The 22,522-nt window shown below is 44.1% G+C and carries 23 protein-coding genes and 1 riboswitch; of the genes, 12 read left to right on the top strand and 11 right to left on the bottom strand.

Annotation, left to right across the window (positions count from 1 at the left end):
* Positions 1-27 precede the first annotated feature (27 nt).
* The 3 genes from efp to IPL34_RS14320 are packed head-to-tail and all read right to left on the bottom strand — an operon-like array spanning position 28 to position 3,456.
* Complete coding sequence (gene efp / locus IPL34_RS14330; RefSeq protein WP_296842130.1) at positions 28-594, bottom strand: elongation factor P; 567 nt, start codon at positions 592-594, stop codon at positions 28-30.
* A gap of 27 nt (positions 595-621) precedes the next feature.
* Entirely contained in the window at positions 622-1,746 is a 1,125-nt protein-coding gene (earP, locus tag IPL34_RS14325) for an elongation factor P maturation arginine rhamnosyltransferase EarP (RefSeq protein WP_296842129.1), read from the bottom strand.
* A gap of 3 nt (positions 1,747-1,749) precedes the next feature.
* The gene (locus IPL34_RS14320; RefSeq protein WP_296842128.1) at positions 1,750-3,456 is read right to left on the bottom strand and encodes a hypothetical protein; all 1,707 of its coding nucleotides are present in this window, start codon (positions 3,454-3,456) and stop codon (positions 1,750-1,752) included.
* Positions 3,457-3,669: 213 nt separating this feature from the next.
* Between IPL34_RS14320 and IPL34_RS14315 the strand changes: the two genes are divergently transcribed.
* Together IPL34_RS14315 and IPL34_RS14310 are read left to right on the top strand one after the other, a co-directional pair.
* On the top strand, positions 3,670-4,251 hold the full coding sequence (locus IPL34_RS14315) for a TIGR00730 family Rossman fold protein (protein ID WP_296842127.1): 582 nt from the start codon (positions 3,670-3,672) through the stop codon (positions 4,249-4,251).
* Positions 4,252-4,282: 31 nt separating this feature from the next.
* On the top strand, positions 4,283-4,594 hold the full coding sequence (locus IPL34_RS14310) for a Dabb family protein (RefSeq protein WP_296842126.1): 312 nt from the start codon (positions 4,283-4,285) through the stop codon (positions 4,592-4,594).
* Between the two features lie 71 nt (positions 4,595-4,665).
* On the opposite strand, the gene IPL34_RS14305 is transcribed toward IPL34_RS14310, so the two are convergent.
* Complete coding sequence (locus tag IPL34_RS14305) at positions 4,666-4,812, bottom strand: hypothetical protein (protein ID WP_296842125.1); 147 nt, start codon at positions 4,810-4,812, stop codon at positions 4,666-4,668.
* Positions 4,813-4,917: 105 nt separating this feature from the next.
* The gene (locus tag IPL34_RS14300; RefSeq protein ID WP_296843072.1) at positions 4,918-5,502 is read right to left on the bottom strand and encodes a TMEM165/GDT1 family protein; all 585 of its coding nucleotides are present in this window, start codon (positions 5,500-5,502) and stop codon (positions 4,918-4,920) included.
* A 1-nt stretch (position 5,503) separates the two neighbouring features.
* Positions 5,504-5,667: riboswitch (yybP-ykoY riboswitch) on the bottom strand.
* A gap of 161 nt (positions 5,668-5,828) precedes the next feature.
* On the opposite strand from IPL34_RS14300, the gene IPL34_RS14295 reads away from it, so the two are divergent.
* The gene (locus IPL34_RS14295; protein ID WP_296842124.1) at positions 5,829-6,644 is read left to right on the top strand and encodes a dihydrodipicolinate reductase C-terminal domain-containing protein; all 816 of its coding nucleotides are present in this window, start codon (positions 5,829-5,831) and stop codon (positions 6,642-6,644) included.
* A gap of 58 nt (positions 6,645-6,702) precedes the next feature.
* Here the strand turns inward: IPL34_RS14295 and IPL34_RS14290 are convergent, their stop codons facing one another.
* Entirely contained in the window at positions 6,703-7,119 is a 417-nt protein-coding gene (locus tag IPL34_RS14290) for a hypothetical protein (protein WP_296842123.1), read from the bottom strand.
* Positions 7,120-7,160: 41 nt separating this feature from the next.
* Positions 7,161-7,556 carry an AsnC family transcriptional regulator gene (locus IPL34_RS14285; RefSeq protein WP_296842122.1) on the bottom strand — a complete coding sequence of 132 codons (396 nt, stop codon included), beginning with the start codon at positions 7,554-7,556 and terminating at the stop codon, positions 7,161-7,163.
* A 112-nt stretch (positions 7,557-7,668) separates the two neighbouring features.
* Here IPL34_RS14285 and IPL34_RS14280 point away from each other — a divergent pair, with 112 nt between their 5' ends.
* From IPL34_RS14280 to IPL34_RS14260, 5 genes are all read left to right on the top strand, one after another.
* Positions 7,669-8,190: an isochorismatase family protein gene (locus IPL34_RS14280; protein ID WP_296842121.1), complete on the top strand. Its 522-nt coding sequence runs from the start codon at positions 7,669-7,671 to the stop codon at positions 8,188-8,190.
* A 125-nt stretch (positions 8,191-8,315) separates the two neighbouring features.
* Complete coding sequence (locus IPL34_RS14275; RefSeq protein ID WP_296842120.1) at positions 8,316-8,945, top strand: VOC family protein; 630 nt, start codon at positions 8,316-8,318, stop codon at positions 8,943-8,945.
* 191 nt (positions 8,946-9,136) lie between these two features.
* Positions 9,137-10,276, top strand: coding sequence for a ferritin-like domain-containing protein (locus IPL34_RS14270; protein ID WP_296842119.1), 1,140 nt, complete (start codon positions 9,137-9,139; stop codon positions 10,274-10,276).
* A gap of 148 nt (positions 10,277-10,424) precedes the next feature.
* A complete protein-coding gene (locus IPL34_RS14265) occupies positions 10,425-10,664 on the top strand; it encodes an RND transporter (protein ID WP_296842118.1) in 240 nt (79 codons plus the stop codon).
* A 3-nt stretch (positions 10,665-10,667) separates the two neighbouring features.
* Complete coding sequence (locus IPL34_RS14260; RefSeq protein WP_296842117.1) at positions 10,668-11,291, top strand: LysE family translocator; 624 nt, start codon at positions 10,668-10,670, stop codon at positions 11,289-11,291.
* Between the two features lie 16 nt (positions 11,292-11,307).
* Here IPL34_RS14260 and IPL34_RS14255 read toward each other — a convergent pair whose 3' ends face one another.
* Positions 11,308-11,976, bottom strand: coding sequence for a Crp/Fnr family transcriptional regulator (locus IPL34_RS14255; protein WP_296842116.1), 669 nt, complete (start codon positions 11,974-11,976; stop codon positions 11,308-11,310).
* Between the two features lie 236 nt (positions 11,977-12,212).
* On the opposite strand from IPL34_RS14255, the gene hcp reads away from it, so the two are divergent.
* From hcp to IPL34_RS14235, 4 genes are all read left to right on the top strand, one after another.
* Positions 12,213-13,868 carry a hydroxylamine reductase gene (gene hcp / locus IPL34_RS14250; RefSeq protein ID WP_296842115.1) on the top strand — a complete coding sequence of 552 codons (1,656 nt, stop codon included), beginning with the start codon at positions 12,213-12,215 and terminating at the stop codon, positions 13,866-13,868.
* Between the two features lie 8 nt (positions 13,869-13,876).
* Positions 13,877-14,935: a 2Fe-2S iron-sulfur cluster binding domain-containing protein gene (locus tag IPL34_RS14245; protein ID WP_296842114.1), complete on the top strand. Its 1,059-nt coding sequence runs from the start codon at positions 13,877-13,879 to the stop codon at positions 14,933-14,935.
* Between the two features lie 361 nt (positions 14,936-15,296).
* Positions 15,297-16,370, top strand: coding sequence for a 4-hydroxyphenylpyruvate dioxygenase (gene hppD / locus IPL34_RS14240; RefSeq protein ID WP_296842113.1), 1,074 nt, complete (start codon positions 15,297-15,299; stop codon positions 16,368-16,370).
* 162 nt (positions 16,371-16,532) lie between these two features.
* Entirely contained in the window at positions 16,533-17,342 is an 810-nt protein-coding gene (locus IPL34_RS14235) for a hypothetical protein (RefSeq protein ID WP_296842112.1), read from the top strand.
* Positions 17,343-17,429: 87 nt separating this feature from the next.
* On the opposite strand, the gene IPL34_RS14230 is transcribed toward IPL34_RS14235, so the two are convergent.
* Genes IPL34_RS14230 through IPL34_RS14220 form a run of 3 tightly spaced genes read right to left on the bottom strand, consistent with a single transcriptional unit; the run spans position 17,430 to position 22,521 of the window.
* Positions 17,430-19,973 carry a formylglycine-generating enzyme family protein gene (locus IPL34_RS14230; protein ID WP_296842111.1) on the bottom strand — a complete coding sequence of 848 codons (2,544 nt, stop codon included), beginning with the start codon at positions 19,971-19,973 and terminating at the stop codon, positions 17,430-17,432.
* 12 nt (positions 19,974-19,985) lie between these two features.
* Positions 19,986-21,023: an AAA family ATPase gene (locus IPL34_RS14225; protein ID WP_296842110.1), complete on the bottom strand. Its 1,038-nt coding sequence runs from the start codon at positions 21,021-21,023 to the stop codon at positions 19,986-19,988.
* Positions 21,016-22,521: a serine protease gene (locus IPL34_RS14220; protein WP_296842109.1), complete on the bottom strand. Its 1,506-nt coding sequence runs from the start codon at positions 22,519-22,521 to the stop codon at positions 21,016-21,018. The genes IPL34_RS14225 and IPL34_RS14220 overlap by 8 nt, the downstream gene beginning before the upstream one ends.
* Position 22,522 lies beyond the last annotated feature (1 nt).

Below are 22,522 nucleotides of genomic sequence, written 5' to 3'. Positions count from 1 at the left end.
TTGAAGACGGACTAATAAAATAACTGATTAAGCTTTTACGCGTGAACGATATTCGCCAGTGCGAGTATCAATCACAATAGAATCACCAATTTCGCAGAAAGCCGATACTTGTAATTCATGACCGTTTTCTAAGCGAGCCACTTTCATTACCTTACCAGAGGTGTCACCACGCACGGCGGGTTCGGTATAGGCAATTTTGCGCTCTACGGTATTAGGTAATTCAATTGAAATGACTTTGCCATCATAAAAGGTCGCTTCACACACTTCAGTCATACCATCAGCGATATAATTGAGTGAATCACCTAAATCGTCTTTTTCCACTTCATATTGCTCATAGTTTTCGTCCACGAACACATATAAAGGATCGGCAAAGTAAGAGTAAGTGACTTCTTTACGATCTAGGATAATGACTTCAAATTTATCATCGGCTTTATAAACGGTTTCAGTCGAAGTGCCTTGTAACAGGCTTTTCAGTTTCATCTTAACGACGGCTGAGTTACGACCTGATTTACTAAATTCTGCTTTTTGTACGACCCAAGGCGCTCCATCAATACTAATAACTTGACCGGCGCGAATTTCTTGTGCTGTTCTCATGAATCAACTCATCTTAACTAATATTATCTAACTTAAACTCATGCAGTGTGCTTGAGCACGGCGCATTAATTGCGTTGCGAGATCAGTATGTTGACTTAGTTGCTCACACCAGTATTGGGCGTGTTGTTGCCACTGTGGCAAATAATTCAACCAAGTCGTATCCATTAACTGATCCGGTTGCGACTTATTCCAAGCCCACCCTAAACGCTCAATTGCCTCCCACCATTGGGGATCTGCATGTGCTCCATAACGCTGCATAAACGCAGCCAGCTTATCTACGTGTGCATCATCACTTTGCGGATAAGCTTGCCATATCAAGGGGCGAGCAGCCCACTGTGCGCGAACCCACGAATCTTCCCCTCGAACAAAATTGAGATCACAGTGCCATAACACCTGATCGTAAACCGCTTGGGACATAAAGGGCAATACTTGAACCGTCAGTGCTCCATACTGATAGCGCTCAAAGGGAATCAATATACCCTGCCCTAGAAGCTGTTCAATTTGGGGCACGATTCTACACGCTGGCACTAGACAAAGCACTGATTGTTTTGCATTGGCTAGACTTTTTAGTAATGCCACAATTGGGGCACTAGGATAAGCAAATAACGATAGGGTTAAATCATAAGCACCAGAGTCAACTTGCGGAAATAAAGCGCTTAGTGAGCTACTACTACGAGCTTGATCACGCTGGCTTAATAACCGCTGCTCCCTCAATAGCCCGCCCGTTTTAGGGGTAAACCCCGGAAAAAAGAATACTTTTTCCAAACCTAGTTGAGGGTGACGCGAAACTAGATTATGACAACCCTCTACCCACTCCTCAGCCGTTAGATACTCTAAATTAATCCATAATGGCTTAGGAGTTGTCTGTTTTAAGCTGACTAAATAGCTCGTAGGGAGTTCACAAGCAAAAGCCTCTATTACGACCTGCGCCCCCGTATAGTGTACTTGATCATCCCAATGGGTAATGAGCACACCTTCTACAGACGTGTCTGAGCTAATCGGTTGAGCTAATAGAGTTTCGAGTGTAGGGAGATGATCTATTAGCAATCTAACCGATTGCTGATGCTCTAAAGCGAGTTGACGGGCAAGACGCCAGCACACGCCAGCGTCGCCATAATTATCGATAACCGTACAAAAAATATCCCATTGCATGCCTTAGCGACCACATCCCGCCCACCAGCACGGATTGTCACGCATAAAGTTTAACAATGCACGATATTTTGGCGCTTGAGCAGCGGGCTGAGCGCTGTACTCTTTGGCTCCCCAACTACCGAACTTACGATAGGCACGCGGTGCAGAATAATGCGCAAATAATCCCCCACCGGCTTTTTTCCAGCCTTGTAAGAATTGGATATAGAGGTTGTACATACGCGGATCACGATTCGCTGCATATAAAATAGGATTAGGATGCTGAGTATCCGTCGAGCTTTTAAAATCGACTAAACCTTGTCCACCCTCATAAGCGATTAACTCCACGCCAAACTTTTGCGCTAACTTTACCTGATCACTGATATAACCCAATACTTTAGGCAAAGAATAACGGTACTGCGGGTCAGTCATAAGTCTATACGCATCTTCGACATTACGAATACCCCGAATCTCATCAAAGCCGCCAAAGAAATACGGCGCAATACCAAACGCATCGACCTGATCAAAAGTATTTTTATGCCCTAAAATAATCTCGGTGACACTGGGATTCACTGTCCAACCTGATACCACGCGCACTAAACGTTGTTTACCACCAAAAACCTGCTCCCAAATTTTGAACATTTGCACCGAACGCTCCGCATAAAAACGATAGCCCGCGCGGTGTGCATTGGTATCCAACTTTAGTTTTAAGCCTTCCGCACGGACATAATTGCCCTGCACGAAAATCGTATTCCACGTTTCGTTACTGTATTCCACATAGGCTTTTAAATTCGGGCGTAGGTTTTGTTTCACATAAGTGGCAAATTGGCGCACATAGTTATCATCCACCCCGTGCGGCATAGTAAACCAAGGATTAGCATTGGCACGATTGGCTAAATCCACCATAATTTCGACCGGAACACCGCGTTTACCTTGCTTACCCCCCCAAGTGGCTTGCTCTAAACGCGGACGATCTTGCCAACGTCGTTGTTCATTATTAGTAACCCCCATCATATTCATGAAGCGGATTGCACTAAAATCCTTCATAAAATTGAGAAAATCTGGGTTATAAATAATTTCGTCAGGGTATTGATTAAACGCCATAAACTGACCGCGTGCACACTGACGCTCATCATTCACGCGCTGATAGGGATTATTACGGCAGATACCACCGGGCATGAGGATTTTCAGATTACGAATATAATTATTCGGGTTGGTGCTCATAATGCGTACACTGGCATTATATAAACCATCAGCCCCCGCATCGAGGCGAATCACGTCCATGCCGGCGGTGCTTTCAATCAACTTGACATCACCGTTATATTGCAGTTTACCCTCACCTTCATAGAGCACTGTGTAATCACCTGCCACCAACGCTTGAGCGGGCATATGACTTAAAAAGCGAGTTCCAGCATGCGCACCAGCACCCATACGTGCGGGCCAACCGTATTGATCGTATTGCACCTCTCCCGTAGTGGTCCAAGGGCGTGCATCTTCAAAAGGCATAGCCGACTTAAATAAGTCAATAAACGGGACACTGGTATCATCATCACTAATTTCATTGGTATTAGTGCCCAGTGAAGCACGGGGGTTTGCTTGTACCATTAAAGGCAATATACACACGGCGGCAACTAGCCAAGGCCGTAGTTTGGTTAAAGTGGCTTTTAACATGACTTCCCATTGTTGGTTAGTTTTATCGATTAAAATATGCAAGTCAGGCAACACAGCAAGCACTATCGTTGGCCTTGAACATATTAATACCTTAGCTCAGTTGCACTAAAAGTGCAGCGGGTTCAACACTCAATTGAGCCGATTTTTCACATACAACGCAAATTTCACATTATTCATAACGTAATCCTCTGGAGAGTGGTATTACACTTACAGACGATAGTAAAACCCAATCTTTACGGGGTTAGGTGATTTTTTCTTTTAAAAAGGTAGTCGATCATGCAACGAGTGTGTGTGTACTGTGGATCTAATGGGGGCAAACGTGCCGACTATTTAAACATGGCGCAAGCGTTGGGAGCTGAATTAGCGCAGCGCCAACTGACCTTAGTTTACGGGGGAGCCAAAGTAGGCTTAATGGGGGCTATTGCCGATGCGACCTTAGCACAAGGAGGGCAAGTTATCGGGGTACTGCCTCAAGCCTTAATGACTAAAGAACTCGCTCATCAAGGCTTAACAGAATTACATATTGTTAGCTCCATGCACGAACGCAAATTGATGATGGCGGAGTTATCCGATGCCTTTATAGCGCTACCAGGGGGATTAGGGACATTAGAAGAATTAAGTGAAATTGCCACTTGGACACAACTAGGTTTACATCGTAAACCCTGTGGGGTACTCAATGTGGCGGGTTATTACGATAACTTAATCGCTTTTATTCACCATGCGGTACAAGAAGGTTTTATTCCAGAGTCTCAGCGTTCCTTAATTTTAAGTGCTACTAGCCCTAGCGAGCTATTAAGTTTGTTTGAGCAAGTCATACTCCCTACGACGCCTAAATGGATTAATACTCAGCAAAGCTAAACGGTTTATTATCATAAAATAGGTAATTCTTATGATTCGACATTGTGTATTAATGAAATTCAAATCTGATATTAGTGAAGCAGAGCGTCAAAGGCTTTATGCACAAATTCAAGCATTACAAAACCATTTAACAGGATGGCAGGGATTCATAGCGGGGGCTAATATAAACCCCGAAACAGGTATGGATAAGGGCTATAATGGTGGCTTTATAATTGATTTCTTAGATGAGAAAAGCCACTTAGCTTATTTAGCCGATGCTCAACATCAAGAGGTCGGTGCTCAGCTAGTAGTTGCCGCTCAAGATGGACTAGAGGGCATTATGGTATTTGATTTTAAATTCTAAACTGTCAATGATTAAATACTAGGGCTAATCTAGGACTCGCCCTAGTTACTACCACCACAGTATAGGAAAATTTACCAAGACTTTTCGCCCGGAATAGGTTTGTGACCCGATAATTTAAAAAATTTCCAGCCTAAATAACCTAAAAATCCGAAGATAAATAGAATGGTGAAAACAGACATAATCACAATCATTTCAGAGCTAGAGAGTGCGCTTAACATGGTAGTGCTCCTTGAGAATTACTATGAGATATAGTGTAAAAGCACTAACCGCTAAGCACATTGATAAGAATCAATTTTAGTAAAGTTTCATGATTATTTGTAGGTCTATTGCAGTGCGCTTTGCCCTACTCCCATTAAAGCTAAGACACCTAATACGGCAAAAATAGCGGCTGCAATACTGTGTATGAGTTTTAAAGGCAATTGCTTAGCTACTTTATCGCCAATCAATACCGCCGGTACATTAGCTAACATCATACCCAAGGTCGTACCTGCCACTACCCATAACAGTGAAGCGTACTGCGCTGCTAAAGCAACGGTAGCAATCTGGGTTTTGTCGCCCATTTCAGCCAAGAAAAATACCACTACAGTAGTCACAAAAATACCATAACGATGCTTGCCCACGTCCGCCTCACCATCATCTAGTTGGTCGGGAATCATGATCCAAACTGCCATAGCTAAGAAGGATAGCCCTAAGATCCAACGCAAGGCATCAGGGCCTAATAAGGTAGTGAGCCATGCACCTACTGCACCCGCAAGAGCATGATTGAGTAAGGTGGCCACTAAAATGCCTAAGATAATAGGTATAGGTCGGCGGAATTTGGCAGCTAAGACTAGGGACAATAATTGGGTTTTATCACCCATTTCAGCAAGAGCTACGATACCCGTAGAGACAAGAAAAGCTTCCAAGATAAACTCCTAAGCCGGACAAATACCCATGACCTTAATACCCTCTCCGGCTAAAGGAAGGTATTAAGGTCAAAGGTCTTGCCAAACCGGAGTTGTTTACACCATGTCAGATGACAAGCATGTTGATGTAAACCCTAAAATAGGAGGCTACTCCCCAATGACGCGGCACATTTAAGCAAACTTTAGCAGGCTTGTCCACTGCTCTGACTCTACACTAAAAATTAATATTCCTTATTTGACAAGTACTTAGTTCATACCAATGACTAATCTATGCTATTCTCAGGGAGATCACTATCGGTCAAAATTCTTTACTAGATAGGAGTGTGTGTATGCGAGTTGGTCTCATGGGGTTCGGTAAGACAGGTCGAGCAGTCGCCTCAGTCTTATTAGAATCTAATAAAGTCACATTGCAATGGGCAATTCGTCAATCCCAATTACTAGAGCATCGTTCTGTGCCCGAATTTCTGGGCATTTCCTCTAATGCTAATGATCCGGGCTTTATTTATACGCGAGATGAGTACAGTGCCAGTGAGCTATTAGATAAACATCCCATTGATATTTTAGTGGATTTCTCATCTAATTCTGGTGTTGATTATTATGGTGATGAAGCAGCGCAACGAGGTATTACGATTATTAGTGCTATTTCTCAATATCAACCTGAAAAAATCGAAAAACTACAACAACTAGCCGAAAAAACCGTAGTGATGCATTCGCCTAATATTACCTTGGGCATTAACTTTCTTATTATATCTGCGAAAATTCTCAAAAATATAGCTCCTTTTACTGACATAGAAATTATTGAGGAACATTTTAAAAGTAAACCAGAGGTATCGGGTACTGCTAAAATTATTGCCCATAATCTCGATCTTCCTGAGGCAAGTATTAAAACCATAAGAGCAGGTGGTATTATTGGTGTACATGAAATCTTATTTGGCTTTCCCTATCAAACAGTACGTTTAAAGCATGAGTCCATTTCACGCGAAGCTTTCGGCAATGGGATTTTATTTGCTATAGCCAATCTGAAGGATAAAACACAGGGCTTTTATAATATGGAAGATTTATTACTACCCTATTTTCATGTAAGTGAAGAGGATACTACTTTATCCATAAGCCAAAAATCGTGGTGGAAATTTTGGGAAAAATAATCTAACCATCCATTAGCGCTATTTGAGCATAGCGCTTTTACTTAACTCATACTTATTTTTAATCGACACTGCGAATACCCGATAATCCTATTTCGATATGCTCCACCCATTGAGTTGCATAGCGCCCCACACAAGCCTCAATTTTTTCTTTATTTTTTAATTGAGCCTCTATGGTATAGCCTTTACCTAATTCATGGTTGAGTCTAATTAAACGAGTTTCATTAGGACGAAACTGAGTCAATAAAATACGTTCTTGTAAAAAATCACTTCCATGCTCAATACGCACTAGGGGGACTACCTCATTTAAAGTGTTGGTAATCTCAACAAAGACAACGGATTCGGGAAAGTCGAGCTTATGCCAACGTTGAACTATTAAGCCACCTAATAATAAACCCAGCCCGATAGCGATTAATAAATGCTTTAGCTCGCGCTCCATCTTGGTCATCTCATCAATAAAAGCGCGATAGTGCCGCAAATTATGCCGCCTTACTTTGATTAGTCACAAACCACCGAACCCTACTTAACAACCTTGAGCATACTGGCTACTTTATAGCGTCCGTACTTTAATAATCCATTTAAAAAAGGTTCTAAATCACCTGTAGCATGAGAAACAAATACGATATGGTAACAGCCCTCCCCAATAGTTTTATAAGCACTTTCTACCCGCTCATCTTGACTCAGCCACTGCTCAAAACGCTCAAACTGATTTGTATCCATAAACATGGTAATGAAATGACGCTCTACCTGATCTTGGCGAATGGTATAACCGCTAATAATCCCTTGATCCTCTAAAGCTTGTACTCGCGCTGCCACAGCTTGCCCTGTGAGATAGACTTGTTTGCCAATCTGTTGCCAACTCATACGACTATTAGCTTTCAGTAGCTTAATAATGGCTTGATTGATTGAGTTCATTCATTTCCTTTCAAACTGTAAGTAAGGAGTCACCTAATCACACACATTACCATTCTAACGATAAACAGAACTTGGCAAACTATTGCCAATCTTTTTCAAATAGGTGTGGTACATGATGTCTAAAGCATTATTAGTAATTGATTTACAAAATGATTATTTCCCTGAGGGTGCATTTCCACTATGGAATGCTGAGCTTACGCTAGCAGCTATTGAAACTGCCATTGTCAAAGCTCAAACGCAACAGATACCTGTTATTATCATTCAGCATATAGCTAATCCTGTGCAGGGGATTGCGCCTTTTTTTAATGCTAATACGGTAGGAGCTCAAGTGCATCCCCGTATACTCGCTGCTGCCCCTCATGCACCCATTATTATTAAACATTTTGCTGATAGCTTTGAGCAAACCGAACTAGAAAACACTTTGCAACCACTAGGGATAACTGAACTTTTAATCTGTGGCATGATGACGCAAAACTGTGTAACCCATACCGCTATATCTAAAGCTGCCGAAAAATATAAAGTTACTATTTTACCTGATTGCTGCACCACTGTGAGCGAAATCCTACACCTTATCGCTTTACATGCTGTCTCAACACGGGTGGAATTGATACCTAGCGAGCAAGCATTAGTTTGAAATAATTCGCTTATGCCTATATATACAATAAGCCTCTAAAAGCTAGTCACATTAGGAGTTAAACTACAATATTCTTAGTGCTTGATGACCTGAGTTGAAGATAACAATATTAATGGAGAGACACTATGAACGCTAATAAGCTGGATCATTTAGTCATTACCGCTCCTAGTTTAGAAATAGGTACACAATGGATATATGAACACTTAGGAGTAAAACCCCAGACAGGTGGCGAGCACATACGCATGGGCACTCATAATTGCTTGCTAAAATTAGGTCAAGATATTTACCTTGAAGTTATAGCTCTTAACCCCAAAGTATATGCTCAACGTCCGCGTTGGTTTGGTTTAGATCAAAAATCACACAATTTTAAGCCCAGTTTAGCTACTTGGGTAATTAACACACCTAATATTCAACAAACCCTGCAAAAGGCTACTGAAGAACTAGGTAATATAGAGTCTATGTCACGTGGGCTACTTAACTGGTTGATTACGATACCCTATGACGGTTCACTACCTTTGCAAGGTATAGCACCAGTCCTAATCGAATGGCAAAGTACACCACATCCTGCCACACACCTTACCGATCATCATCTGAGCTTACTTAAGCTAAAACTTTTTCACCCCGAACCAGAACGGATTCAAAACTTAATAACTAGCTTGAGTCTTGTTACTACTAAAGCAGTAGAAATCAGCTTCGCCAAACAATGCGCTATAATGGCATACATAGAAACTCCACAGGGAATCAAACTACTTTGAGAACCATCTAAAAAATTGCTCCTACAATAGACTCCAAAAAATAACTAAACCACACATTTAGCCCTATGATTTTTATTTATTTGACCTAATTAGGATTCTTTAAACTAAAAATCTGAAAATTTCACTCTTGAAATAAATAATTACCCTTCCTACACTTAAAAGTGTTTTTCATTCATAGGGCTAAATACTTCATGAAACTATCGTCTATTGCGCTTATTTTACAAAGTGCGGTGGTAGCCGCTTTATCTAGCACGACTGCTTTGGCAGCACCTTTAGCTAATGCGAATACCCCGTCTACGGCTACTAACGCTACTACTCCTGCACGAGTTGCACCTATCTGCCGGACTCCTATTAAACGTACTCCACAAAAAGATTCCTTTACACGCGGTCTTCCCGGACTTCGGGCTAAACTATCCACTCAAGAATGCATCACTCTGTGCAAAGTATTAGCTGAACAAAAACATGCACCTACTGATATATACAAAATGACTGTTTCTACGATTGAAAGCTTTCGTGCTACTCAATGTGAAACACAATCATTTGGACGCGAGGGGAATATAAAATGCGACTCTACTTATACCTTGGCACAATTTACTTATACCGACGCACCGGGATGTTATTCACCCCTTGTTTTTCATAGACGCCCTGTTCGTGGACGCTTAACTCAAGGCACTACCCTACAAACCCCTGCGACACATTATGTCTTAGGGCATTACTTTGCTGAAATGGCTTCGATGGAAACAGCAGCAGTGACAGCCTTTCGCTATTTAGTTCGTGAATTAGAAGCCTATCAAGCACCTACTGCTTTAATACAAATGGCGCGTGAAGCGATAAACGAGGAGATTGAACATGCTGAAATGGCGGGACTATTGGCACAAGCTTATGCTACCTCAGTACCTGAAGTATTCATTGATGATTTCCGTCTACGCTCTTTAGCCGAGATTGCCTTAGAAAATGCGGTACAAGGCTGTATCAATGAGACTTATGCAGCAGCCTGTGGTTACTGGCAATATGCGACCGCCGAACATGAGATATTTCGTGAGATAATAGGACACATTAGTGATGAAGAAAGTAAACATGCTGCCTTATCTTGGGCTATTCATGCTTGGATCATGCCTCAATTGACCCAACAAGAGCAAAATACTATTCGAGCTGCACAGTCCAAAGCCATAGCCGCCTTAAAAGCCGTAAACACCGGCGATGAGTATCCTTTAGTCATGACTGCTTTGGGACAACCCTCTGCCCATCAATGTGTGGAGCTAGTTAATGAATTACAGACTAGCCTCTGGGAACCTGCCCTTTCCGGTAAATTACCTACTACCCTGCTATAACCCCCTCCAATCCTCAGACTTAGCAAGTATTTGGTATTTGCTAAGCACCAGAGACTTTCAGTCAGTGTTTACATAAATAACAACAACACTTGACAACGCCTCCGCTTCTCGGTAGCAATCAGCCTGATTGCATAATGAGGACAGCATAATGACTACCTTCCACCGTTGGATGGATAAATTGCCTTGGGGCTTATTAATCGTGGCGGCGTTAACCTTAGGGCTTTCTCCCTTCTTCCCTGAACCGCATCTTTGGGAAAAGCTCAAAATGCTAGTGGCGGGTGACTTAGTGAAGCCGATTGATTGGTTTGATTTAGTGCTACATGGCACACCCTATGTTTTACTATTGCTGAAACTCTTAGCTCAACTACTGCCTAAGCCAAAGGTGTAATGCATGTTGCCTCTAAGCACCTTAGCTATATTTATTCCCACTTTCTTTTTCGTCTCGGTCACGCCGGGCATGTGTATGACCTTGGCATTGACTTTGGGTATGTCGGTAGGTTTAAAGCGTAGTCTGCCGATGATGGCGGGGGAATTATTAGGCGTGGGGATTATTGCCGCCCTAGCTGCTGTAGGGGTCGCCACTATTATGCTGCAATTCCCTGAGGTATTTACCCTATTTAAACTCGCAGGTGGGTTGTATTTAGGCTGGATCGGCATAGAAATGTGGCGCTCACGGGGCAGCTTAGCTATTCCAGAAAACATTGATACGCCACCATCGAGTAAACCACTCGATCTAGCCCTTAAAGGCTTTATTACCGCTATCGCCAATCCTAAAGGCTGGGCGTTTTTTATCTCACTGTTACCGCCCTTTTTAAACCAGACCCAACCCTTAGCACCACAATTAGCGGTGCTGATTGCTATGATTCTCACTATGGAGTTTATTTGTTTGCTGCTCTATGCCACCGGTGGGCAAGCTTTGCGTCATTTACTCTTAGATCGCGGTAATGTACGCCTACTCAACCGCATTGCTGGAACGTTAATGATAGGGGTAGGTTTATGGTTAATTGTGGGCTGAATATCCAGCCCCTTATCTAAGCGGTGTCTCTTAATTGTTTCAACGCACTAGATGATAAAATCAAAATTTGATTTTTATCCTCTTGAATCACGCCCTGCTCTTTCATTTTTGACAATACGCGTGAAAAGGTTTCTGGTTGCAAGCCTAAACGTGAGGCAATCATGGCTTTAGTAGCAGGTAAACGAATGATTTGCTCATGATCTGATTGCTCTAAAAAGGCTAATAAATACCCCGCCACTTTTTGCTGCGCGGTTGCCAAGCTTAAGGTGTGAATATCATTTAAAAAACCATGAATCCGTAGGCTTAAACTCGCTAGCATCTTAAACGCTAGTCCGTGATTAATCAGTACTTGATCACGCAGCACTTGAGAGGGAATCGCAATTAACTCAGTTGGCTCTAATGCTGAGGCATATACCGGGTAAGGCTTATTCACCAATGCTACTGCCTCAGCAAAGGTTTGTCCCGCACTAATGATCTCAATCACCTTTTCCTTACCTTCAGGGGTCAAACGGTACAAACGCATACTGCCCTTGGTCACTAGAAAAAAATGCAGTGCAGGATCACTGGCTCGAAATAATAAAGTATTGGGCTTTAAACTCACTAAGCGTGATGCCGCACTAATGGGCGCTAGATCATCCGCGCTTAAACCATTAAATAACGGCGCTACCTGTAACAACGACTCCATGTACTACTCACCTATCCCTCTTTGGCTTATCAAATACTTGCGCAATAGTATTCAGATGTTTTTGGATCAGTCTTGGTGGCAAGGATGTATTCACAGCGACTGCGGAAGGAATATCTGAGTACTATTGCTAATTTGATGAGTATAACAAACTTAAGGCTTGATCTGGGTCAAGGCACACGAGCAACATTTTTTCATATCGTGAGTGCATCAAAAACCTATCATTTCAGGACTCATTCATGTTTTGCTATCAATGTGAACAAACCCAACGTAGCGGTGAAGTGCTCGGTTGTGCCTCGTTAAAAGGTAATTGTGGCAAGGAAGCCACCACTTCTGATTTACAAGATATTTTAGTCTATCAAATCCTCGGTTTAGCCGATTATGCCCAACGCGCTCGCAAAGCTGGTGTGGTCAATCAAGGGATTAATGACTTTATCCAGTACGGCATGTTTACCACACTCACCAATGTAAATTTCAATGCCACGCGCTTTGTAAATCTAATCCAGCAAGCCGCTAAGTTACGTGATTCATTAAAAGCCTCATTAGCAGCTAGTACCGTTTCTAGTATCGACCTAATCGCCGCCGCCTCGTTTCAACCTGCTGGCACAATGGAAGAACTATTAAAACAACATCCGATTACTGCCATTAACCGTGATCAAGCAGTGGTTGGGGCAGATGTCATTGGTTTACGCATGTTGATTTTATATGGTCTAAAAGGAGTTTGTGCTTACTCCCATCATGCCCGTACTTTAGGATTCCGTGATGCTGAAATTGATGCTGATATCAATAAGACTTTAGCCTATTTAGGCTCTGATCCCGTTGATATCAATGAACTACTCGCTCAGTCTTTAGTGGTCGGTACTATCAATCTGCGCGTCATGGAGTTACTGGATCGCGCTAATACTGAAACTTTTGGTAATCAAACCATCGCTCAAGTGCGTGTTAGTCCGGTAGCGGGCAAAGCGATTTTAGTTAGTGGTCATGACCTACATGATTTAGCGCAAATTCTAGAGCAAACTAAAGACAGTGGCGTGAATGTTTATACCCACGGCGAAATGCTCCCTGCACATGCTTATCCGGGCTTGAAATGCTATGCGCATTTAGTGGGTAATTACGGTACGGCATGGCAAAACCAACAAATCGAGTTTGCCGAGTTTCCCGGCCCGATTGTGTTAACCTCAAATTGCCTGATTGAACCAGATAAAAGCTATAAGCAACGCCTTTTTACCGCAGGCCCTGTGGGTTGGTCGGGTGTACGTCATATTGATAATAATGATTATAAAATGGTGACTCAGGCCGCTAAAGCACTCCCCGGCTTTAAAGAAACCGCGCCTGAAAAGCTTATTACTACAGGCTTTGGCCATCACACAGTATTAGGTGTAGCTGATAAGGTGATTGAAGGGGTCAAAGCAGGTGCGATTCAACATTTCTTTGTGATTGGTGGTTGTGATGGGGCAAAACCCGGACGCAATTACTACACTGAGCTGGCACAAAGCACTCCCGACAATACGGTGGTATTAACACTCGGTTGTGCTAAATATCGTTTTAATCAGCATGAATTTGGCACGATTGGCAGCATTCCGCGCTTACTCGATTTAGGACAATGCAATGACGCCCATTCGGCAATTAAAATTGCCAGTGCCTTAGCGGGGGCCTTTGGTTGCGGTGTAAACGACTTGCCTTTATCGCTGATGATTTCATGGTTTGAACAAAAAGCCACGGCTGTGTTGTTATCACTCTTAGCTGTTGGGGTGAAAGGTATTCATTTGGGTCCAACCTTACCCGTCTATCTCACTCCTAACTTATTAGCCGTACTACAAGAGCGCTTTGATATTCGCGTAAATCATACCCCCGAAGCTGATTTAAAAACGGCTTTAGCTACAGCAGCCCAATAGGTGTGATTATGCAGGAATTCCAGATTCAATTAATTACCCGTGATGAGCAAGTGCTGCAATTTAGTTGTAGCGATGGCGAGGATATTGTTAGTGCTGCGGAACGAGCACAGTTGTATTTAATCAGTCAATGCCGTTCAGGGAGTTGTGGCGCCTGTATCGGCACAGCAAAGGGGCATTATATACAAGCGATTGATCCCGATATTGCTAGCAGCATTGCTCATACAAACCAAGTACTGTTGTGCCGTACTTACCCACGCAGTGATTTACAAGTGGTATTGCCTTATGACGCTGAACAAGTACGCAAACAGCCTTTACCTATTCGCCAAGCCATTTTGCTAGAAAAAAACTATCTCACTGCTGATACCTTACAGCTCAAATTGGAATTGCTTGAAGATGATGAAGGTAATCTCAGCCTAGCATTTGAGCCGGGGCAATATATTGAAATCTGGATTCCCAATACTGAGATCAAACGCGCTTACTCACTGGCAAATGCGCCTAATTGGGATGGTGTACTGGAGCTATTAATTAAGCTCCGCCCACAGGGACAATTTGCGCACTATATCACTGAACAAGCTCAAGTGGGTGACACGCTCACTCTACAAGGTGCTAGTGGTAATTTTACCTTACAAGACCGGGGCTTACGCCCGCGCTACTTTATTGCAGGGGGGTGTGGTCTAGCCTCAGTCATGTCCATGTTGCGCCGTATGGGAGAATGGCAAGAGCCGCATGAGGTGCAGTTATTATTCGGCGTATGGTACGAAGATGAGGTATTTTATCAGCAAGAACTGGCTGATTTAGCCACAGACTATCCGAATTTGCATTACCAGATATGCGTACAAGAGGCCTCACCTGTTTGGCAGGGTTTCCATGGCTCAGTAGTGGAAGCGTTTAGATCACTCCTACAAACTATTCACACTACGCCTGATATTTATATTTGTGGATCTAATAGTTTGATTGAGCGTATTGCTGAAATAGCGGAGGAGTTTAATATTAGTAAAGATCAGTTGATTTACGAGCATTATGGTGTGGCTCAAACGCAAAATGCTTGTTGTCAAGACAAGTGTTAGCTAGTCACGTGGATCAGCACTCATCATGACACTCCTTGTGCCCCATCTAGCCACTATAATACTCAATCAAGACTATAACCAGTGGCTAACTAAACACCCACTTGCAAGCACACTATCCACACCAACAAAACTAAAAAAGCAGCTATTTGCATCAGTTACTAAACTTCTTTAAGCTACAGCCCTTCTAACCACCAATGCTAGGACACCACACACATCATGACAGCCCCCGGTAGGCTAGTACTCATCATGGGACAACACCTCGCTCGTAGCATGCGCGGACGTTCTGAAGGCCCACCTGCCTTACGTTAATTTATAGCTAATTAAAAAAATTGACTGAATTAAACGTATCTGGAGTATTACCATGTCTACTGCTTATGAAAATCCTATGGGATTAATGGGTTTTGAATTTGTTGAATTTGCCTCGCCTACCCCTAATGTTTTAGAACCTTTATTTGAAAAAATGGGCTTTAGCCTAGTCGCCCAACATCGCTCTAAAGATGTGCTGCTCTATCGTCAGGGCGATATTAATTTCATTGTCAATCGAGAACCCAAAAGCCTTGCTGCGTACTTTGCTGCTGAGCATGGCCCTAGTGCCTGTGGTCTAGCTTTTCGAGTCAAAGACTCCCACCAAGCCTATCAACGCGCCCTCGATTTAGGCGCTCAACCGATTGACATTCCTACAGGCCCTATGGAATTACGCTTACCAGCGATTAAAGGCATTGGTGGCGCACCTTTGTATTTGATTGATCGCTTTGAAGACGGCAAGTCGATTTATGATATTGATTTTGAATGGATTGAGGGCGTAGAGCGTCATCCTAAAGGGCATGGTTTTAAAGTGGTCGATCACCTCACCCATAATGTGTATCGCGGGCGTATGGCGTTTTGGGGAAGTTATTATGAGCGCTTATTTAATTTTCGTGATATTCGCTATTTTGATATTAAAGGCGAATACACCGGACTGACTTCACGCGCTATGACTGCCCCTGATAATCTGATTCGTATTCCACTCAATGAAGAATCGGGGCAAGGCTCAGGGCAAATTGAAGAATTTCTCATGCAATTTAATGGTGAAGGGATTCAACATATTGCCTTACTGAGTGATAACTTGCTGCAAAGTGTGGATGCGCTACGTGCGGCGGGTATTCCCTTAATGACCGCCCCCAATCATATTTACTATGAAATGCTGGAGGAGCGCCTACCCAATCATGGCGAGCCTGTCGAGGAGCTTAAACTGCGCGGGATTTTATTAGACGGCTCAACCGCAGGCGGCACACCGCGCTTATTACTCCAAATCTTTTCTCAAACCTTATTAGGCCCCGTATTTTTCGAGTTTATTCAGCGAAAAGAAGATGAAGGCTTTGGTGAGGGCAATTTTAAAGCCTTATTTGAATCGCTAGAGCGTGATCAAATCAGACGTGGCACATTAGCCGCCTAAGGTATTCATCATATCGGTAGGGGTAGACTTAGGTGTCTACCTCTTACCTATCTAGCGCTGCTCCACAAAGCAATAAGTGCTCAAGATCGCAACAGTTGGGCTAAACCATCGAAACCTTGCTATGATTATGCGATGGGAAACAAAGACATTATCGGATAGTCCGTGCTCGGACACTTGGCAGCCGACATTGCCAACTTACTTTTGAATCTCAATGTAGAAGCTGAGTCAGTCGAACTTATTGATACTGAACAACAACGCATCGAGCAACGTCGTGCCGACTTAGTGGCTCGTATGCGTAGCCGCGAAACCCAGCAAACCTTTATTTTGCACATTGAGATTCAAAATCAAAATGACAACACCATGCCCTTGCGTATGTTGCGCTACTTTACTGATATTCAGTTGGCTAATCCTCACGAACCTGTACATCAGCATTTGATCTATATTGGTAAAGACGCTCTGACTATGCCTCATAGTTTTCAAGCACCTGCGTTTACTTATCAGTATGGCCTATTAGACATGCACACGGTGGATTGTAGTATTCTACTGACTCAAGATACGCCTGATGCCTTAGTGCTCGCCATTTTGTGTGATTTCAAAGGACGCCCTACACAAGAAATGGTTAATTACATTGTGCGGCGTTTGCGTGAACTGATGGGTGAAGATGAGCACGGCTTTCGGAATTACTTTGAAATGCTAGAAACGCTAGCCGAAAATCGTGACTTACAAAACTATATTGAAGAGGCAGAACGTATGTTAACTCAAGTCGATATTACTCGCTTCGCCTCCTACCGCTGGGGGATGAGAGCGGGGATTGAACAAGGCATTGAGCGGGGTATTGAACAGGGTAAACAGCAAAAAGCTCAGGACATGGCTCAGCAGCTTTTGCAATTAGGGACTATTGCTGATGCGGATATTGCGCGTATTGCGGGCTTAAGCCTTGAGCAAGTCCAAGCACTCAGAACGGTTCACTAATCATGCTATCTGTCCCCCTTGCCTGTCTAGCGCTGCTCCGCGACGCGCCAGACTGTCAAGGCTGCCAGCCAGCACTTGACCTGTGCTTTAGCTCACTTGACCTAGGGCAAAACGAAAACCCACGATGAGGTGACGGATGTCGGGCGTGAGCCTGAAGCGGTAAGCAGAGCGGCAGATCCTGCCTTCGTCGCCCCACGAACCACCGCGCAACACACGATGCCCGCCTACGTCTAAACCCTGTGGATCAACTGACAAACCTGCTGGATAATCTCCATACCTGTCTTGACACCACTCATAAACATTACCGTGCATCTCATACAAGCCCCACGCATTCGCGGGTAAAGTCTTCACCGCTACCGTCTTTCTTCGATGCTCCCCCTTAGCCCCTCCAGCATAAGGATAATTACCATCATAATTCACCTGCTCCGTACTAATCGTACTACCAAAGAAAAAGGGCGTCATAGTTCCCCCTCGACAGGCACACTCCCACTCAGCTTCAGTCGGTAAACGCACCTGCAAGGATGGAAATACCACGCTCAAACGTTGCAAAAAGGACTGAGCATCGTCCCAACTGACGTTTTCAACAGGTAATTGCTTGCCTTTAAAATCGCTCGGATTATTGCCCATCACCGCAGTCCAAAGAGCCTGAGTCACGGTAGTATCAGCTAGCCAATAGCCTTTAGTTAAAGTCACTTCATGCTGGGTTTCATCAGTATCACGTTCCAGCTCATCCGCTGGTGAACCCATTAAAAATGTAGTTGGTGGTATATAGCGCAAGCGCTGGGTAATTTTATCCGCCACCTGTAGCTCCAAATACACCCCAAATTCATCCCGCCCTACTGCCTCCACCTCATCAGGGCGCTGCCAAGCCTCAAACACTAAACGCTCACAATCACTACACACCTCAAAACGCGACCCTGTTGGTAAAGCAAGAGCAGTACCCCCTACACTTAACCCCCTCTGCCCCTGCTCGGTCAATACCTGCACAAAAGGATGACGCAAGCGCAACAGCGCTAAAGGACTATACCCCACAGGGCGCGGCACTGATGGCTGAAACGGGATAAGGCACAAACGCTCTCCCCACTGACACAACTCTACTAACTGCTCTTGATTGCCACTCAGCGGTAATTGTTGCGGATCAACCCCCAGTAAACGTTGCCCCTCAAACACCCAATATTGTAATAACTGCAAATGCGCCCCCACTGCTTGATGCATTCGCGCCTCTAGTGGCAAGCGTATTAAAGAACGCTTTAGCCAGGCCTTTACATCACCCTCAATCCCATCAGGCGCAAACTGCATATCCGCACTTAAGCGCTGATAATAACCATTCGCTGCCTGAATATCGCGCTGTAGGCTCGGTAATAAGCGTGCTTTGGCATCCAGACTGGTTAGCTCTTCAAACCAAATTTCCTCTGATAACTCACCGCGCCATGCCTTAATCACTGCCAAAGCTACCGTTTGTTGCGCGGTAGTTAATTGAGCAAAAGCCTGTAAATAGGTCTGTCTAGCACTAGGATTCCAACTGGCTGCACTGCTATGGTGCTCTGCAAAAGCGGGATGTTGCCATGCCCAAGCCTCCAGCGCCGCATCCCATTGCCAACCCGCCCCAAACTGCGCCATGCTCAAGCGCATCTGACGCATTAAACTAGGCTCGACGCGAATAGCGGGGGCTAGTACGGTCAATAAACGCTCTAGTAGTAGTTCCCAAGTAGCTTCATGCTTTTTAGCCAGATAACGACTGCTTCGCCATGACACTAAATTAAACATAGTACGCAAACAGGGATCAACATCGTCAGGGTGACAAGGCAGCAGTACCACAAGATGACAGGATTGGCGCTGTAACTGTTCCCCGAATTGCATCCAACGAGCCATTGACTCGGTAGAATAACGCTCCAACACCCCCAAATCACTCAAAATCACCACCACACTCCCACTAGGCGGTAAAGACCATTCTCCTCCTTGCACATCACTCGGTTGCGCATCGCCCTCTAGCCACACCGCCTGATGCAAAGGGGTCTGAGGTAATGAACTTAATAAGAGTCGTTGTAATAAATCATGGTCACACCAATACGGGGTTAAACGCACGGCACGATCTGAAATAAAATAAAGCTGTTGCTTAAATCGGTATTGAGGTAAACGCGGAAAATGGCTTAAGTAGTGTCCACGACTCACAGTCCCTACTAGAGCCTCCACATCAATGGCTCGACATTGTTGTTCAGCTAATAAGGACTGCCATAAACGAGGCATTAACTCACGCCAATCCGCTAAAAAATAATGACGTGGTTTGACTAATGGACGATCAGGCCAAACCTCAACCGTCACTAATGATTCCGCTGGCGAGGATGTTGGTGAAGGACTCGAAGGACTCGGCTGAGTGAATACTTCGCGCTCTTGTAGCAACCAAAACTTAGCACGAGGTAAAAACGTTCGATTAATTGAATTCGCAGCAGACAACCCTTGCTCTTCTAAACTACCCCTCTCAGTACTAGCTCTCGTACCACTTGCAGGAGTAGCAGAGACTTTTAATTCACACACCAAACCTAGTTGCTCAGCGATGATTAGACTACTTTGCACATCGCCTAGCGCTAGGGCTTGTAACAAATCTACTCGATTCAACGGAGCACGGCGCATACCTTCACTGACCTACTGACGATGAAAATGGGGATGCTTTTGATAAGTAAACTGCTGTAATTGCCCCATTAGGTCGACTGGACTCTGCTGGGTGGCTTGGCTCAAGCGCTGCACTCCCCGCAATAAATCAAAGTACTCGGCTAGACCGGGCAAAGGATACAAGCTTTTCTCCTTAGCATAAGCTCGATCTGCCACCAACAGGGCGGCGGCGGCTTCTAATACCGTTTTATCCTCTAGTTCGCTATAGCGCTCTTGGTCTAGCGTTTTAAAATTAGCACGCGCCCGCTGCAACAAAAACTGTACTTGAGCATCATTGTCATTAGTAGCGGGAAACGCTAAATGTAAGGATAAACAACGCCGTTGAAATGCATCGGGTAGACGGCGCTCCTCATTAGTGGTGATTAACACTAAAGGTTTAATGCCTTGGCAGTTAACCACTTCACCCCAACCCTGTGGCTGAAAACGATTCGCCCCTAAAGCCTCTAATAAACCATTAGGCACACTACTATCTGCCTTATCAATCTCATCAATCAGTACTACCACCCCCTTTTGGACTGCACAACCCGACGCAATAGCGGGCGGCTGACGCTGACACATTGACTCATTAAGCTCCGATGCTGGGCGGTCTGGAGTAATTACGTTTAAAGCACTCTCCCAATTAAAAGCCCACCATAAAGGCCCCGGAATTAAAAAATGCTTCATCGCTAGTGCAGAACGATCATGTTGGGCGGCACTTTGAATTTGCGCTTCAGCTAAACGAGCAACTGCATCAAACCGCCACAATAAATCATGTGCCTCTGTTTGAGCGTCCGCTACAAAGGGAATAAACACTCGTCCCAAAGCTTGTGCTGCTGCTTTGGCTAATTGACTCTTACCAATCCCCGGTTCGCCCCATAACAATAAGGGTCGATTAATCGCTATAGCGGCATTAATAGCTTGAATCTCTTTAGCAGCAAAATAATGAGTGATCACCTCTCCGGTATCATCGGTAATGGTTTGATGGGTTTTATCAGCAGGTATTAGTTCCATAGGAGGGTTGGCATCACTCATCTTTTAGTAAATCCGGTAAATCAAAAAATAAATCACGTTCACGTTCCTCTTGCTCAAAATCATCCGTCAAACACAATAAACGAATCAACGGGTATTTTTCGTTTAAAAACCCAACTACCTCCTGCCAAGCTTGAGAGTCATCCTCTAATAAAATCCAATAATATTGCACCGACTGCTCTGAGTTAAATAGTCGTTGCAACGTACTGTTAACCATAACTCTTTTCTGATCACGGTTTCGACTGCTGCGGCTTTTCTCAGGGATATTGAGGTATAAGTATTCATCAATATTGGTCTGAATATTTTCAGTAGTGTCACCTCCTGCTATTCGTTGCCATAAGTCATCTTCAGCCTCTTGTTGGGTTTTCTGTGTCCCCTTCGAGCCTGTTTCAGGAGGGAGTGCCAAGCAATATTTCCCCGGCACAGCGACTAACTGTGGGTTTATCTTAGAGATAGGATAAAAGGTGAAATCCACCTCACGTTTAGTCACCCCTGCCATCAGTACTTCAGCCGATACGGGCGAGGTGTAGGGGATTTTTAACAAACCACAAGCGTTTTCCTCGCGCAGTTGTAACACCGTTTTAGCATCATAAATAGAAGGTAATAAACGCTTAATCACTTGTGCCAATGATGCTTTTAACGTGAGACTGGAGCTTTGCTGTCGTGCTTGCCTAATAAGTTTAAATAATTCCATTAACTCTAACTGCACCAAATAACGCACGACATCCGCTACTTTATCCCCAACCCTTGGCTCGCGCTGTTGTATTACTTTGGCTAAGGCTTGAAGGGTTGCGGTATTAGCATTTAGATACTGCTTAACCGCACTAAAAGCATCACTGTGCTCAATCCAAACTAATTTTTCACGCAGCTCAGAGCAATGCGCCAACACATAAGCCAAAGACAACATCACCAACCGATCCGGTAGTGCATCGGCGGTACGAATCAAAATACCGATTAGCTGCGCTGTTTCTTCCACAAAAACAGGTGCACCCGACATCCCTTGCCATTCGGCTGTTTTAAGCTTATCTCTGGGATAAAGATGTTGGATATGCTTCACCGCTGAATCAGTACTAGGTACATAAGACACACACGTACCACTAGCGGGGGTTTCAATGCGAATTCCCTTGTTATTCATACCCGCCGCTAAATAACCAATACTCTCCCAAGGAGTCGAAGACTTTGCAGGCTTAGACATTAACAAGGCAGAGGTTTTAATCGCTGGAGTGGGACACGCTAAAACAGCAATATCCCACTCTGCATGTTCAAATATAATCTCAGTAACAAGCTCGCCCTCAGCACTCCCACCTAACCAATAAATTTTACGCGGCTTAGTACTATCAACCTGAATCTGATCACTATACAACACATGCCGAGCAGTAATGACTAAACCTTCTCGCAAAGCAAACCCTGTACCGATCAATTTGGCACACTCACCATCCTCATAGAGGTGAGTAGTAAACGTTACGATCTTGCCAATCAAGCAAGCTAAATCTGCCTGCATA

The sequence above is a fragment of the Thiofilum sp. genome, assembly GCF_016711335.1.
Lineage (GTDB): Bacteria > Pseudomonadota > Gammaproteobacteria > Thiotrichales > Thiotrichaceae > Thiofilum.
Note: the sequence above shows the minus strand (reverse complement) of the source record. Positions and strands in the feature narration are given on the sequence as shown.

What these genes read in the sequence shown, in the direction of transcription:
- IPL34_RS14245 (WP_296842114.1), top strand. Translation starts at nt 13,877, where the DNA reads ATGCAGGAATTCCAGATTCAATTAATTACCCGTGATGAGCAAGTGCTG.
- IPL34_RS14225 (WP_296842110.1), bottom strand. Translation starts at nt 21,023, where the DNA reads ATGAGTGATGCCAACCCTCCTATGGAACTAATACCTGCTGATAAAACC.
- earP (WP_296842129.1), bottom strand. Translation starts at nt 1,746, where the DNA reads ATGCAATGGGATATTTTTTGTACGGTTATCGATAATTATGGCGACGCT.
- IPL34_RS14270 (WP_296842119.1), top strand. Translation starts at nt 9,137, where the DNA reads ATGAAACTATCGTCTATTGCGCTTATTTTACAAAGTGCGGTGGTAGCC.
- IPL34_RS14315 (WP_296842127.1), top strand. Translation starts at nt 3,670, where the DNA reads ATGCAACGAGTGTGTGTGTACTGTGGATCTAATGGGGGCAAACGTGCC.
- hppD (WP_296842113.1), top strand. Translation starts at nt 15,297, where the DNA reads ATGTCTACTGCTTATGAAAATCCTATGGGATTAATGGGTTTTGAATTT.
- IPL34_RS14280 (WP_296842121.1), top strand. Translation starts at nt 7,669, where the DNA reads ATGATGTCTAAAGCATTATTAGTAATTGATTTACAAAATGATTATTTC.
- IPL34_RS14275 (WP_296842120.1), top strand. Translation starts at nt 8,316, where the DNA reads ATGAACGCTAATAAGCTGGATCATTTAGTCATTACCGCTCCTAGTTTA.
- hcp (WP_296842115.1), top strand. Translation starts at nt 12,213, where the DNA reads ATGTTTTGCTATCAATGTGAACAAACCCAACGTAGCGGTGAAGTGCTC.
- IPL34_RS14310 (WP_296842126.1), top strand. Translation starts at nt 4,283, where the DNA reads ATGATTCGACATTGTGTATTAATGAAATTCAAATCTGATATTAGTGAA.
- IPL34_RS14255 (WP_296842116.1), bottom strand. Translation starts at nt 11,976, where the DNA reads ATGGAGTCGTTGTTACAGGTAGCGCCGTTATTTAATGGTTTAAGCGCG.
- IPL34_RS14260 (WP_296842117.1), top strand. Translation starts at nt 10,668, where the DNA reads ATGTTGCCTCTAAGCACCTTAGCTATATTTATTCCCACTTTCTTTTTC.
- efp (WP_296842130.1), bottom strand. Translation starts at nt 594, where the DNA reads ATGAGAACAGCACAAGAAATTCGCGCCGGTCAAGTTATTAGTATTGAT.
- IPL34_RS14305 (WP_296842125.1), bottom strand. Translation starts at nt 4,812, where the DNA reads ATGTTAAGCGCACTCTCTAGCTCTGAAATGATTGTGATTATGTCTGTT.
- IPL34_RS14295 (WP_296842124.1), top strand. Translation starts at nt 5,829, where the DNA reads ATGCGAGTTGGTCTCATGGGGTTCGGTAAGACAGGTCGAGCAGTCGCC.
- IPL34_RS14285 (WP_296842122.1), bottom strand. Translation starts at nt 7,556, where the DNA reads ATGAACTCAATCAATCAAGCCATTATTAAGCTACTGAAAGCTAATAGT.
- IPL34_RS14265 (WP_296842118.1), top strand. Translation starts at nt 10,425, where the DNA reads ATGACTACCTTCCACCGTTGGATGGATAAATTGCCTTGGGGCTTATTA.
- IPL34_RS14230 (WP_296842111.1), bottom strand. Translation starts at nt 19,973, where the DNA reads ATGCGCCGTGCTCCGTTGAATCGAGTAGATTTGTTACAAGCCCTAGCG.
- IPL34_RS14220 (WP_296842109.1), bottom strand. Translation starts at nt 22,521, where the DNA reads ATGCAGGCAGATTTAGCTTGCTTGATTGGCAAGATCGTAACGTTTACT.